This is a genomic window from Halorubrum sp. SD612 (genome assembly GCF_002135005.1).
Genome location: NZ_NEWI01000095.1, coordinates 1 through 11,545, shown reverse-complemented (window position 1 = coordinate 11,545; position 11,545 = coordinate 1). Strand labels below are relative to the sequence as shown.

At 71.4% G+C, this 11,545-nt stretch carries 14 protein-coding genes and 1 pseudogene; 8 read left to right on the top strand and 7 right to left on the bottom strand.

Annotated elements, in window-relative coordinates:
- A partial coding sequence (locus tag B9G38_RS11275; RefSeq protein ID WP_086220430.1) for a glycosyltransferase family 4 protein occupies positions 1-730 on the bottom strand: 730 nt, incomplete at its 3' end.
- A gap of 120 nt (positions 731-850) precedes the next feature.
- Positions 851-1,129, bottom strand: coding sequence for a DNA-directed RNA polymerase subunit L (locus B9G38_RS11270; RefSeq protein WP_086220429.1), 279 nt, complete (start codon positions 1,127-1,129; stop codon positions 851-853).
- Positions 1,130-1,242: 113 nt separating this feature from the next.
- On the opposite strand from B9G38_RS11270, the gene B9G38_RS11265 reads away from it, so the two are divergent.
- Positions 1,243-1,812 carry an N-acetyltransferase gene (locus B9G38_RS11265; protein WP_086216339.1) on the top strand — a complete coding sequence of 190 codons (570 nt, stop codon included), beginning with the start codon at positions 1,243-1,245 and terminating at the stop codon, positions 1,810-1,812.
- Between the two features lie 32 nt (positions 1,813-1,844).
- Complete coding sequence (locus B9G38_RS11260) at positions 1,845-2,321, top strand: N-acetyltransferase (protein ID WP_143415419.1); 477 nt, start codon at positions 1,845-1,847, stop codon at positions 2,319-2,321.
- A 72-nt stretch (positions 2,322-2,393) separates the two neighbouring features.
- Here B9G38_RS11260 and B9G38_RS11255 read toward each other — a convergent pair whose 3' ends face one another.
- The 4 genes from B9G38_RS11255 to B9G38_RS11240 are packed head-to-tail and all read right to left on the bottom strand — an operon-like array spanning position 2,394 to position 5,116.
- Positions 2,394-3,041, bottom strand: coding sequence for a 30S ribosomal protein S3ae (locus tag B9G38_RS11255; RefSeq protein WP_049931327.1), 648 nt, complete (start codon positions 3,039-3,041; stop codon positions 2,394-2,396).
- Positions 3,038-3,382: a KEOPS complex subunit Pcc1 gene (locus tag B9G38_RS11250; protein ID WP_086216341.1), complete on the bottom strand. Its 345-nt coding sequence runs from the start codon at positions 3,380-3,382 to the stop codon at positions 3,038-3,040. The genes B9G38_RS11255 and B9G38_RS11250 overlap by 4 nt, the downstream gene beginning before the upstream one ends.
- A 1-nt stretch (position 3,383) precedes the next feature.
- Positions 3,384-4,598, bottom strand: a complete 1,215-nt coding sequence (locus B9G38_RS11245) for an exonuclease RecJ (RefSeq protein WP_086220428.1) — start codon at positions 4,596-4,598, stop codon at positions 3,384-3,386.
- A gap of 50 nt (positions 4,599-4,648) precedes the next feature.
- Positions 4,649-5,116: a 30S ribosomal protein S15 gene (locus B9G38_RS11240; protein WP_049931330.1), complete on the bottom strand. Its 468-nt coding sequence runs from the start codon at positions 5,114-5,116 to the stop codon at positions 4,649-4,651.
- A gap of 355 nt (positions 5,117-5,471) precedes the next feature.
- Here B9G38_RS11240 and B9G38_RS11235 point away from each other — a divergent pair, with 355 nt between their 5' ends.
- The 4 genes from B9G38_RS11235 to B9G38_RS11220 all read left to right on the top strand — a co-directional run bounded on the left by B9G38_RS11235 (position 5,472) and on the right by B9G38_RS11220 (position 9,600).
- The gene (locus tag B9G38_RS11235; protein WP_086216343.1) at positions 5,472-7,037 is read left to right on the top strand and encodes a Na+/H+ antiporter NhaC family protein; all 1,566 of its coding nucleotides are present in this window, start codon (positions 5,472-5,474) and stop codon (positions 7,035-7,037) included.
- Positions 7,034-7,303 carry a hypothetical protein gene (locus B9G38_RS11230; protein WP_049931332.1) on the top strand — a complete coding sequence of 90 codons (270 nt, stop codon included), beginning with the start codon at positions 7,034-7,036 and terminating at the stop codon, positions 7,301-7,303. The genes B9G38_RS11235 and B9G38_RS11230 overlap by 4 nt, the downstream gene beginning before the upstream one ends.
- 372 nt (positions 7,304-7,675) lie before the next feature.
- A complete protein-coding gene (locus B9G38_RS11225) occupies positions 7,676-8,359 on the top strand; it encodes a PHP domain-containing protein (RefSeq protein ID WP_049931333.1) in 684 nt (227 codons plus the stop codon).
- A 5-nt stretch (positions 8,360-8,364) separates the two neighbouring features.
- Positions 8,365-9,600, top strand: coding sequence for an asparagine synthase C-terminal domain-containing protein (locus B9G38_RS11220; protein WP_086220431.1), 1,236 nt, complete (start codon positions 8,365-8,367; stop codon positions 9,598-9,600).
- Between the two features lie 259 nt (positions 9,601-9,859).
- Here the strand turns inward: B9G38_RS11220 and B9G38_RS11215 are convergent, their stop codons facing one another.
- A complete protein-coding gene (locus B9G38_RS11215) occupies positions 9,860-10,540 on the bottom strand; it encodes a uracil-DNA glycosylase family protein (protein WP_086220427.1) in 681 nt (226 codons plus the stop codon).
- Positions 10,541-10,837: 297 nt separating this feature from the next.
- Here B9G38_RS11215 and B9G38_RS18275 point away from each other — a divergent pair, with 297 nt between their 5' ends.
- Both B9G38_RS18275 and B9G38_RS11210 read left to right on the top strand, forming a co-directional pair.
- A complete protein-coding gene (locus tag B9G38_RS18275) occupies positions 10,838-11,005 on the top strand; it encodes a hypothetical protein (RefSeq protein ID WP_167373065.1) in 168 nt (55 codons plus the stop codon).
- 257 nt (positions 11,006-11,262) lie between these two features.
- Positions 11,263-11,545: pseudogene (locus tag B9G38_RS11210) on the top strand (proteasome subunit beta); the annotation flags it as partial.

Below are 11,545 nucleotides of genomic sequence, written 5' to 3'. Positions count from 1 at the left end.
CGGGGACGTAGCCGACGAACTCGACGCGGTCCTCGATGCCGAGCAGCTCGGCGAACCGCTTCAGCTGCTCGGTCTGGTGGCCCGACCCGCCGACGACGAGCGTCACGTCGCGGCCGCGGAGCTTCTTGGTCGCGTACAGGAGGTGCGAGATCCCCTTCTGGTCGGTGTGGCGGCCGACGAAGAACAGCATCTCGCCGTCGATACCGAGGTCCTCGCGGACGTCCTTCCCAGAGAACTGCGGCGTCGAGAAGCCGTTGTACACGACCCGCGAGTCCGCGTCGTACAGCTCTCGGATGTCCTCGCGGACGATCTCGCTGACCGCGATGTTGGTGTCTGCGGCGTTCGCGAGCCGGCGCTCCGTCTCGACCTCGCGGCTCGGCGGGTCGATGTTGCGGTCGCTCGCCAGCGAGTGGAACGAGGAGACCCACGTCGCGTCGGACTCGCGGGCGGCGGCGCGACCGGGCCCGTACCCGAACCAGTCGTGGGTGTGGATCACGTCGTAGTCGGGCGCGAGTTCGGCGAGGCGGTCGGAGAGCTCCCCGACGCGCGCCGCGACGTCGCCCTCGCCGGTCTCGACGGGTTCGAGTCCCGGCTCGTCGTCGGGCGCGAACTCCGCCGGCAACACCAGCGCGGCGTCGACACCGAGTTCGTCGCGGAGCCCGGTGAACAGTTCTCCCACGTGGACGTCGAGCCCGCCGGTGATGTTCGGCGGGTACCCCCACCCCAGCATGAGTACGCTCGGCGGCATACACCCCCGTTTCGGGAGTCGGCACTTAGGTATGCCCCTCGCAGCGCGCGGGGCCGGAAAACGGAGAGCGGAAAGAGGTCCGTCCGCGGTCAGATCGCGCGGTCAGGCCGCGCGAACCGCGTCGCGCAGGGCGTCCGTGCGCTCGGTGATCGACTCGGCGGCGTCCCCGAGCACGTCGAGCGGGTCGCCATCCTCGGCCTTGACGGTGAGGACGGGTTCGGTCTGGCCCCCGGACTGCTCGGGATTCATGTCGTAGGTCGCGGCCGCGACGTCGTCCGACTCCAGCAGGGCGCCCTTCAGCACGTTCATGAACGTGTGATCCTCGCCCGCGATCTCGATGTAGAGTTCCGTGTCGGTCTTCTCGATGACCCGCAGTTCCATACCCGAGAGGTCGAGCGAGCGGCGTTTCAAGCTTTCGTCTCCCGGATATCGCCGGATGCGGACGGGTCGCACGCGGCCGGAAAACACTTCTCTCGCCGACCGAGTTACCGGGTATGTCCGGCGATCGACCCGCGATCCGACGGCTGCCGTCCGACGAGGAGGCCCTCCGCCGCTACGCGGCCGACCTGTGGCTCCCGTACAACCGCGACCTCGCCGACGCCGTCGGGGTCCACGACCTCGCGGACTGGCCCGAGGAGCGCTTCGTCGAGCGACACGTGGAGTTCGCCCGGAACCAGCTGGACGATTCGGGAAGCCGCGGCTGGGTCGCCGCGACCGCCGCCGACGGGGCGGCCGACGCCGCGGTCGACCCCGCGACCGCCGCCGTGACCGATCCCGACCTGGACCTCGTCGGCCTGCTGATGACGAGCGTCGACGCGTGTCCCGACCCGTTCGATCGCCCGGACCGACTGGTGATCGGCGAGATATACGTCGCGGCGCCGTACCGCGGCACCGGCCTCGCGGACCGGTTCGTCGAGCGCGCGGTCGCCGACGCCCGCGACCACGGCTGCGGGCAGCTCCGGCTCGACGTGGACGTCGACAACGAGCGAGCCGTGGCGTTCTACGAGCGGACCGGGTTCGAGGAGTACCGCAAACAGATGACGATGGCGGTCGATCCGGAGTGACCCCGACGATCAGGCGGCTCCGGCGAGGCGACGTGCGACCGCTGGTCGAGGACCTGTGGCTACCGTTCGCGCGCGAGATGGCGCGGCTCGCCGACCGGAACGCGCTCGCGGACGACGTCGACCTCGTCGCCGCGGGCGTCGAACACCGACGGGACAAGCTCGACGACGACGAGGCGGTGACGTGGGTCGCCGTCGCGGACGGCGAAACGGGCGATGACGCCCGCCTCGTCGGCTACGCCGCCGCGAGCCCCGAGTCGTCCGCACCCGTGTTCGCCGCGGGCGACCGACTCCACGTGAGCGAGCTGTACGTCCGGCCGCCGCGCCGCGGCGAGGGTATCGGGCGGCGGCTGCTCGACCGCGCCCGGGGGGCCGCCGCCGACCGCGGCTGCGAGCGCGTCACGCTCGACGTCGACGTCGAGAACGAGTCCGCTCGCGGCTTCTACGAGGAGTGTGGCTTCGAGTCGGCGCGAATCCGGATGGCCGCCGACACGGCGTCGGACGCGGAGTGACCCGCTCGGTGACGGCGCGGCCGCTCGGGAAGAAATAAACGCAAAACGGGGTCGCGTCGGGTGGACGAGCCGTTACTCGTCGGCGTCGACCGCGACTTCGTCGGCGTCGACGTCGACGGCGGCCTCCTCCTCGGCGGCGACCTCGCGCGGGCGCGCTTCGAGGGTGAGCTTCTGGACCTCGACGCGGCGGAGCGGGTAGATCTCCTTGGCGTCGCCGTAGATGGCCGACGAGAGGTTCCCGTCGACGATCGCGTCGACGAACGCCTCGAAGGTGCGCTCCTCGGCGGCCGCGTGGACCTTGTCGATCATGACGCGGCGGATCGCCTTCTCCTGGGACCGGTCGGCCTTCTTGGTCGTCAGGGCGACGGGCTGGACGCGGATACGGTAGTCGTCCGTGGTCAGCACCGTGATCGACGCCTCGACCTTCGAGGCGCCGCGGCGGACGAGCGAGCGCAGGTAGTCGCGCGTCAGCTCGTACTTGATGAACTCGGTGTACGCCGAGTCGCTGCCCACGTCGGTGATCTTGAAGGTCAGCTTCGTGTTGTTCGCGTTGGAGTCGCCCGTCAGCTCGTCGAGCGTCGTCGTGATCGTGCGGCCGACGACCTGCTGGGGCTCCTCGGCGAGGGTCTCGCCGAGCTCCTGTCGGTCGAACTGTTCGGGCGCCAGCACGGAGTACCAGCGCTTCTGTTCTCTGCTCTTGGATACGGATCGTTCGCTCATGTGTCGGTGTGTGTGTCGGTGTCGGTCGTCTGTGGTTCGTCTGTGGAGTCGAGGGTGTCGGCGGAGTCGGCGTCTGCGGCGATATGCGACCGAGCGCGCTCGACCACGCGGTCGGCGACGCGCAGGTTCACGAGGTGGTCGTCCAGCGTCGACTGGAGCCCGCCGGTGGTCGGTCGCGCGACGGTGCAGGCGACGGCGTCGCCGTCAACGCGCGTGCGCATCGAGTCGGTCTCGTCCGGCCCGACCGCGGCCGCGACGGTCGCGGCGTCGGCGTGCGTGGTCCGGACCGTCGCGGTCCGGTCGGCGTCGCCGCCGGCCGTTCGGGGGGCGTCGTCGGACATCTCAGATCGCCTCCCGGAGCGCGGCCAGCGCCCCCGTGATGTCTGCGTCGCCGGGTCCGGCGGTCTCGACGGCGATCCCGCCGCGAGCGGGGGTCCCCCAACCGTCGCCGCCGACCTCGTCGGCGGCGGTCCGGCAGGCGTCGCCGAGCCCGATCGGCTCGACGGCAGCGGCCGCGAGCCGGCCTGCGCCCTCGTCGAGCGCGACTGCGACGGGTTCTGGTGACCGAAAGTCCCGGACGAGTCGGGCGACCGTCGGCAGGACCGCCGGCGCCGCGTCGACACGGGCGACGACGCAGCCGTCGTACCGGCCGACCGTCGCGTCGTCGAGCGCCCGGTGCGCCGCCAGTCCGTGGCGGCGCCACGCGTCGAGCGCGGCCGACCGGAGCGACGCGTCGGGGTCGCTCGCGAGCGCGAGCGCGACGCCCGTCCCGGGCGCCTCCCGGGCGAGCGCGTCGAGCACGTCGGCGTAGCCGCCGACCGTTTCGAAGGGACCGTCCGTCGCGTACGGACGGAGTGCGCGCTCGACCGCAGCGGCCGCGCGCTCGCTCGTATCGTCGCCGTCGACCGCGTCGACCGCGACCAGCGACGCGAAGCGCCGGCGGTCGTCGGCGTCGGGGTCGGCGGACAGTCCCAAGGGATCGAGCGCGTCGCGCGCCCCATCGGGGTCGCCGGAGTACCGCGTCGACGCGAGCGTCGAGGCCGCGAGGGCCTCGGCCCGCGAGGGGGCCGCGTCCGCGCCGTCGGTCTCGTGAGCGGCGCGCTCGCCGCCCGAAACCGGGAGCGCGACGCCGGGCCGCCGCTCGACGCGGCCGGCCCGCTCCGCGGCGTCGAGCGCGTCGCCGGAGCCGTCGGCGCCGGGGATCGACCCGGCCGCGACGACGCCGGCGAGCGCGACCACGGGGTCGGGTTCGACGCCGAGGGCACGGGCGACCGCGAAGGCGGCCGTGCTCGCCGGTCGTCCCGTTCCGGGGATCGCGTGCGGCCCGCGGTCGACGCCGACCGTTACCGCGACGCCGTCGTCGACGTCCGCCGGCACCGGGTCGCGGTCGACCCGAGCCTGGAACGGCGTGCCCGTCGCTCGGAGCGCTCGCGCGAGCAGCCCGGCGGCTGCCAGCGCGTCGCCGTCGTCGGTCGCGACGAGCCGGACGAACGGCGCGTCTGCGAGGACGCCGGCGAGCGCGTCGGAGGCGGGCGTGGCGGACGTCGCTTCGGTCATGTGTGGTGTGTCGGTCGGGATCGGTCGCTCGGTGTCGCCGTGCTAGCCGCTCACTCCTCTAAGAGCTCGACGGCGTTCTCGTAGGTGTACGTGAACTCCTCGTCGATCTCGTCGCCGCGGTAGTAGTTCGCGAGGCGGCGGATCTTCGACTCCGTGTTCTGGAGCGCGCGCTTGTTCTGGTGGTCCTGCCCGTTCTCCGCCATGTGCTCGCGCAGGCGAACCGCCTGCGACATGAGGTTGCGGAGGTCTTCCGGGATGTCGGCGTCGGCGTCGTGTTCCTCGAGGATCTCGGTGACCTTCTTGCCGGTCGCCAGCTTCACGTCGGGGACCGGGACGCCCTTGACGCCCTCGTCGCGCAGCTTGAGGCCGATGACGCTGGGGTCGTGGCCCTGCTCCGCCAGTTCGACGACGCGGGACTCGATGTCCTCGGCGTCGACGTCGCTCCACTCCGGGGTCTCGTCCGTCGCCGGTTTGTCCGAACCGGACGAACCGCGACGGCGCGTGTGCATTCGTGCCATTGTCTGTCTGGTTGGAACGGCACAACCGCAACGTGACCGGGACTCCGCGCGGCGCGGCTACGGATCGCTCGCGGAGCGAGCGCTCCGACCGGACGGTCCGCGCGAGCGGGCCGCCCGACCGCGACGCCGGAGGCGTCGGCGCACTGCTACATTCCCAAGCCGCGGGCGAAAGGGCCCCGGCGAGTCGGATCTGCAGCTGTGCTGTTCCCGTCAGGACGGTCGCCGTCGGGGGTCTTAAGCGTGTTCTTGTCCCCGCGTGAGGCGATTCCGTCGGGCGAACGCTCACAGTCCGTCTGACGGAGCGCACACGGGGATTTACGTGAGCCGTCGGTCTCCGAAGGCGTGTGAGAGATAAATGACCGACACGACAGCGGGGACCCCGGCCGCGACCGACGGCGGTGACCCCCCAGACGGCAGCGACTTCGGCGTCGGCGAGGAAGGGAGCGACGACCCGCGGATCGAGTTCCGCGGGGGGAAGTGGGCGAGCACCCTCCCGCTCGTCTTCTTCATCGCCTGGGCGATCTTCCAGAGCGGCGTCCTCGGGATCGGTGACACCAACGGGCTCGTCGTGGGCGCGTTGGTCGGAACGACGCTCGGGATGTTCCTCGTCCGCGGCGACTGGAAGGCGTACGCCGACACGATCTTCGAAGGGATGACCCAGCGCGTGGCCGCGACCGCGATCGTCGCGTGGCTCTGGGCCGGGATGTTCGCCCAGACGCTCCAGGCCGGCGGCTTCGTCGAGGGGCTCATCTTCGCGGCCGACGCTCTGAACGTCGGCGCGTCGACGTTCCCCGCGGCCGCGTTCATCCTCTGCGGCCTCCTCGCGACCGGGATCGGCACCGGATACGGGGCGACCGTCGCGTTCGTGACGCTGTTCTTCCCGGCCGGCGTGCTCATCGGCGCGAACCCCGTGCTGCTGTTCGCCGCGATCCTGTCGGGCGCCGTCTTCGGCGACAACCTCGCGCCCGTCAGCGACACGACGATCGTGAGCGCCGTGACTCAGGACGCGGACATCGGCGGGGTCGTCGCCTCGCGGTTCAAGTACGCTATCGCGGCGGCGGTCCCGGCGTTCGCCGCGTACCTGATCGCCGGCTCGGCCATGGCCGGCGTGAGCCTCGAGGGCGCCGTCGCGCTCCGCGAGTCCGCGAACGCCCTCGGACTAGTCCACCTGCTCTCGATGGGAGTCGTCATCGTCACCGCGGTCGCGGGCCGTCACATCGTCGAGGCGATCTCGTGGGGGCTGGTCGTGGCGGTCGCGTCCAACCTCCTGTTCGGGCTGTCGAGCGCGAGCGACATCGTCGCCTTCACCGTGACGGAGGCCGGGGCGCTCTCCGGGCTCCCGGTCGTCGAGGTCGGCGAGACCGCGGGCGTCGGCGGGAGCCTCTACACGGGCGCGGTCGGGTTCTTCCCGCTGATCGTCCTCACCCTCCTCATCGTCGCGATGGCGCAGATCATGATCCGCGGCGGCGGCTTCGAGGCGATCCAGACGTTCCTCCTCGACCGCGTCGCGACGACCGTCCGCCGGGCGGAGCTGACGATGGTCCTCGGCACCGCGACGATCAACGGGATGATCACGATAAACACCGCGGCGGAGATCGCGATCGCCCCGTACGTCGCCCGGATCGGCGAGAAGTTCAACATCAACGGCTACCGGCGCGCGAACATCTTGGACGCCAACACCTCCGCGCTCGGCTACATCTTCCCGTGGGCGGGCGGCGTGTTGGTCGGGTACCAGGTGATGGTCGGGCCGGACGGCCTCGGGTCCCAGTACGGCCCCGAGATGGTCGTGAACCCCATCGAGGTCGTGCCGTACGTCTTCCACGGCTGGTTCCTCGTGGCGATATTCATCATCGCCGCGATCACCGGCTTCGGGCGGGAGTACATCCCCGACCGCGCCTCCGAGGAGGTGTCCCGCGCATGAGCGTCTTCGACAAGTTCCTCGCCGGGTGGTCGTTCCGGGGATCGACGCCGGACTACGCGGCCGGGGACGCGATCGAAGTGATGGTGACGGGCGAGTCCGACGGCGGCGTACACGTCGCGCGCATCGGCGACTCGACGCTCCGGATCGAGGGCGCGCCCGGGGACGCGGTCGACACTCGGGTCGTCGTCGACGTGGAGTCGTGGGACGAGTCGAGCCACACCGGGCGCGCGACCTATCGGAAGACCGTAGGCGGGAGCGCGTTTTAGCTAGCACTCGGTGGTTGAGGGTTCTTTTCATCGGTTCCACCGTCCGTACATAAACAACCGAGGGCGGACCGGTGGCGAACGCCGGCAAAGCCCCGCCGCGAGGACTCGCGCACAGCACCTCACGCCTCCCCAGCCCCGTCGCTCACTGCCCGCGGTTTCACCGCTCGCAACGGGGGTGCTCGCCTCGCTCGCACATCGCACCGTTCGCGACTCCCTCGCGCGTGCGACTCGCGCCCTCCGGCCGCTCGTCGGCACGCGCCACCGCAGTTGCTTTTAGATAACAGATCGTCGAAGTGGGGTTCGATCGCCGCGAAGCGGCGTGAACCGGCGCGGACCGGGGCGCTTTTCATCACCACGCTCGAACCGTCGGGCGTGCTATCGGTCGAGCTCCACGCGCACTCCGCGCTGTCGTACGACGGGCGCGACCCGGTCGACCTCCTCTTGGAGCAGGCGGCCGCGGTCGGGCTCGACGCGCTCGCCGTCACCGACCACGACGAGATCGACGCCAGCATCGAGGCGGCCGAGAAGGCCCCCGACTACGGGCTCGTCGGCATCGTCGGCATGGAGGTGACCTGCGCGGTCGGCCACGTGCTCGCGTTCGGCATCGACGAGCGCGTCGAGAGCGGCCTCCCCTTCGACGAGACGCTCGACCGGATCCGCGATCAGGGCGGGATCGCGGTCGTCCCCCACCCCTTCCAGAAGTCCCGCCACGGCGTCGCCGCGCACGTCAGCGACGAGCGGCTCGCGAGCGCGGACGCGATCGAGGTGTACAACTCGCGGCTGTTCACCGGGCGCTCGAACCGACAGGCCGAGAAGTTCGCCGTCCGCAACGGGCTCCCGATGACCGCCGGCAGCGACGCCCACATCTCCGAGATGGTCGGGCAGGCGGTGACGGAGGTCGGCGCCGACGAGCGCTCCGCGGACGCGATCCTCGACGGGATCGCCGACGGGCGGACGAGCGTCGTCGGCAAGCGCACCCCGTGGCGGGTCTCGCTCCGGCAGTTCGGCGGGGGCGCCAAGCGCCGCGCGCTCCGCGCGCTCGACGCCCTCCGGTGACCGCGATGACGGCCCCTTCCTCGTCCGACCTCCGCGGCGCCCCCGCGGACCGCGTCCGTGCCGCGCTCCGCGACGGCGACCCGCTCCCCGGCGGGTGCGGCTTCGCCGGGCTGCTGGCCGAGCCGCCGAGTTTGGACCCGCGGGACCGCGACGGCCCGGTGCTCGTCCGCGATGTCCTCGGCCGACAACCGCTGTTCGTCGAGCGCGAGGCGCTCGATCCGGGGACCGCCCGCATTCCCACGGCGACCGACGCGTGGGCCTTCGACCGCGGCGCGCTCGCCGATCCAGAGCCGGTGCCCGCGGGGAGCGTGGTCTCGGCCGGCGGTACCGAACGCGTCTGGCGGCTTCCCGACCCGGCTCCGACCGCCGATCCGGAGGCCGCGCTGGCGGCGGTCGACGGCGCGGTGAGCGCGGCGCTCGGGGACCTCGCGGCATCAACTCGGTCCGGGGGAGACGACGAGAGCAGTGACGGCAACCTCGCGGTGGCCTTCTCCGGCGGCGTCGACTCCGGCCTCGTCGCCGCGGCCGTCCCGGAGGCCCCCTGCTACGTCGCCGGCTTCGAGGGGAGCCACGACATCGCTGCGGCGCGCGAGGCCGCGAGCGCGATGGACCGCGACCTGCGCGTCGTCGAGGTCACGCATGACGACCTCACGCGAGCGGTCCGCGCGGTGGCGGCCGCGACCGGTCGCCGGAACCCGATGGACGCGTCCATCGCGGTGCCGCTGTTCATGACGGCCGAGGCGGCCGCGGCCGACGGGTTCGATCGCCTCGCGGTCGGACAGGGGGCCGACGAGCTGTTCGGCGGGTACAGCAAGGTCGTCGACCCCGCCGAGGACTCCCGGGTCGACGCCGACACCGTCCGCAGCGCCCGGACCGAGACCGTCCGGACGCTGCCCGATCAGCTGGAGCGGGACGTGCTCGCGCTCCGCGCCGCGGGGGTCGAGCCCGCGACGCCGTTGCTCGACGACCGTGTCGTCGGCGCCGCGCTGGCGCTCCCGGACGCCCTGCTCGTCGACGGCGACGAGCGGAAGGTCGCGCTCCGCCGCGTCGCGAGCCGGCGGCTGCCGGAGTCGGTCCACGCCGCGGAGAAGAAGGCAGTCCAGTACGGCACGTACGTCTCCCGCGAGCTCGACCGGCTCGCGCGGCAGGCGGGCTACAAGCGGCGAATGGACGACCACGTCGGGAAGTACGTCGAGGCGCTGTGTAGCGAGGAAAAACCGGCCGGTGAGGGCCGGGACTGACCAAGTCGCCGCGGGGAGTACCAGTCCTGCGGCCGACGCCCGATCGGTCGGGCGTCTACTCACGGATCGGCGGGACAGGTATAAAATCCGGATAGTAGTGACAAATATGACACCCTCGCGGCCGCGATAGAAAACGATCGGCCGCAGATGTGAGCGATTACTGCCGGATCACCGTATCGGTAGCGCGCTTTGCCGGGGAAAGTTCACGTCCATCCGGACGTGGGAGGCCGGGTCGCGGGCTCGGCGAGCGATCGCCGCGTCAGCGGACGAGGTACGGGTCGCTGCCGGCAATGAAGCGACCGAGGTCGCTCTCGCGGCGGAAGTCGGTTGACCGGAGCTCTCGGAGCGAGTCAACGAGCCGATCGGCGTCGCCGTCCGCCCAGTCGGCGGGGTCTTTGATCGGGACGACGAGCCAGCCGGCGCCGAGCAGCTCCTCGCCGTGGAGCCCGTCCATGTCTATCTCGGTCTTCCGAGCCCGGGCGGTGTAGGTTTCGAGGACGTGTTCGGTCGCCCGCGCGCCCACCGGGAGCAGCACGTGCGCGGCGATGGCGCGGAGCTCCGCGTCGAAGAACCGCTCCATGTCGGCGTAGGCGGCCTCGTCGGGCGGCGCCTCGCCCGCGCACATGTGAAGGTACGAGAGGAACGTTCGGCCGGTTCGAACGGGGTCGACCGCCGTCGGATCGCCGTCGTGCGGGACGCCGTCGGGGGCGACTCCCTCGGCGACACCCGCGATCAGTCCGGCGTCCGAGAGCGCCGACAGGAACGCGGGCGACCACGCCTCGCCGGTGAACGGGACGCCCGCCGCGGTCCCGCCGTGGACGCCCGGGCGGTCGCCGACGACGTGGAAGTCGGCGTTGGCGTCGCCGTAGCCGGGGACGAACGAGGGGCAGTCGGGGCGCATCCCGAAGGGGTTCCGGATCCGGTCCGTGACGTTCTGCACGCGAGAGGGTAGGCGCGCAGGCCGTTAAATCCCGTTCGGTCCGGCGCGAGCGACTCGGGGACGCCCCGCTGCGGCGAGCAAGCCGATGCGAGGCGCACGAGGCGACGAAGATCCTCATAAGTTATGAGAATAAACGAGGTCAAACCGGGCTGGGATACGCGTCGATCGACGCGGAACGAGAAATATTTCAGGATCGTTAATTAATGACCGGAAACCGCAAGACAGCGTCGAGGTGTCCTCGACGCGGCCCACGGAAGATATATATATACCCCTCCGTTGGGGTGTGACAGAAGTCCAATGTTCGACCGCATCCGTACCGCAGCCCTCTTCGGGCTGCACCAAGCGTCCGTCGCCGTCGGAATCTCGCTGTTCCCGGTGGCCGTCTTCGCGCGTCAGCACCTCGGCATCAACGTCCCGGTCGGTCGGCTCGTCGAGACGACCACCGAGGCCGTCGACCAGGAGTGATCGCGCGCCGACAGTAGCTCGCTCTCCGCGACCGACCAGACGCCGAGCGACGGCGAGACTCCCCTTCGACCCGCGATCCCGCACAGCTCTCCTCGTGCCCGTCGCAGCCCCGCAGCGCCCGCTCCGAGGTCCGTCGCGATCCAGCGTCCCCCGCCGCGGTCGGCCGGTCGCGGCCCGGCGACGGATAGGCCCGTCGGAACCGGTCGGCGGCCCCCGAAGGGTTGCCTTTATCAGCGCGCCGGGCGAATGTGGGCGTAATGCGAACACCGACTGGCGACCTCTCAGACGGGCCGGCTGCCGACCTCGGCCGCGACCAGCCTGTCTTCGGACCGGAGCTCGGCGAGTTCGAACACAGCGAGCGCCGCGCCGCGAAGGCGGAGGGCGACGGCGAGATGAAGACGGGGACCACTACCGTCGGCATCAAGGCCGACGAGGGCGTCGTGATGGCGACCGACATGCGCGCCTCCCTCGGCGGCATGGTCTCCTCGAAGGACGTCCAGAAGGTCGAGGAGATCCACCCGCGCGGCGCCCTGACCATCG

Bases quoted from the DNA above. Each gene is read 5' to 3' on its own strand.
- B9G38_RS11270 (WP_086220429.1), bottom strand. From the start codon at position 1,129: ATGGAACTGCGGGTCATCGAGAAGACCGACACGGAACTCTACATCGAG.
- B9G38_RS11220 (WP_086220431.1), top strand. From the start codon at position 8,365: ATGACGGCCCCTTCCTCGTCCGACCTCCGCGGCGCCCCCGCGGACCGC.
- B9G38_RS11250 (WP_086216341.1), bottom strand. From the start codon at position 3,382: ATGTCCGACGACGCCCCCCGAACGGCCGGCGGCGACGCCGACCGGACC.
- B9G38_RS18275 (WP_167373065.1), top strand. From the start codon at position 10,838: ATGTTCGACCGCATCCGTACCGCAGCCCTCTTCGGGCTGCACCAAGCG.
- B9G38_RS11255 (WP_049931327.1), bottom strand. From the start codon at position 3,041: ATGAGCGAACGATCCGTATCCAAGAGCAGAGAACAGAAGCGCTGGTAC.
- B9G38_RS11240 (WP_049931330.1), bottom strand. From the start codon at position 5,116: ATGGCACGAATGCACACGCGCCGTCGCGGTTCGTCCGGTTCGGACAAA.
- B9G38_RS11235 (WP_086216343.1), top strand. From the start codon at position 5,472: ATGACCGACACGACAGCGGGGACCCCGGCCGCGACCGACGGCGGTGAC.
- B9G38_RS11245 (WP_086220428.1), bottom strand. From the start codon at position 4,598: ATGACCGAAGCGACGTCCGCCACGCCCGCCTCCGACGCGCTCGCCGGC.
- B9G38_RS11230 (WP_049931332.1), top strand. From the start codon at position 7,034: ATGAGCGTCTTCGACAAGTTCCTCGCCGGGTGGTCGTTCCGGGGATCG.
- B9G38_RS11265 (WP_086216339.1), top strand. From the start codon at position 1,243: ATGTCCGGCGATCGACCCGCGATCCGACGGCTGCCGTCCGACGAGGAG.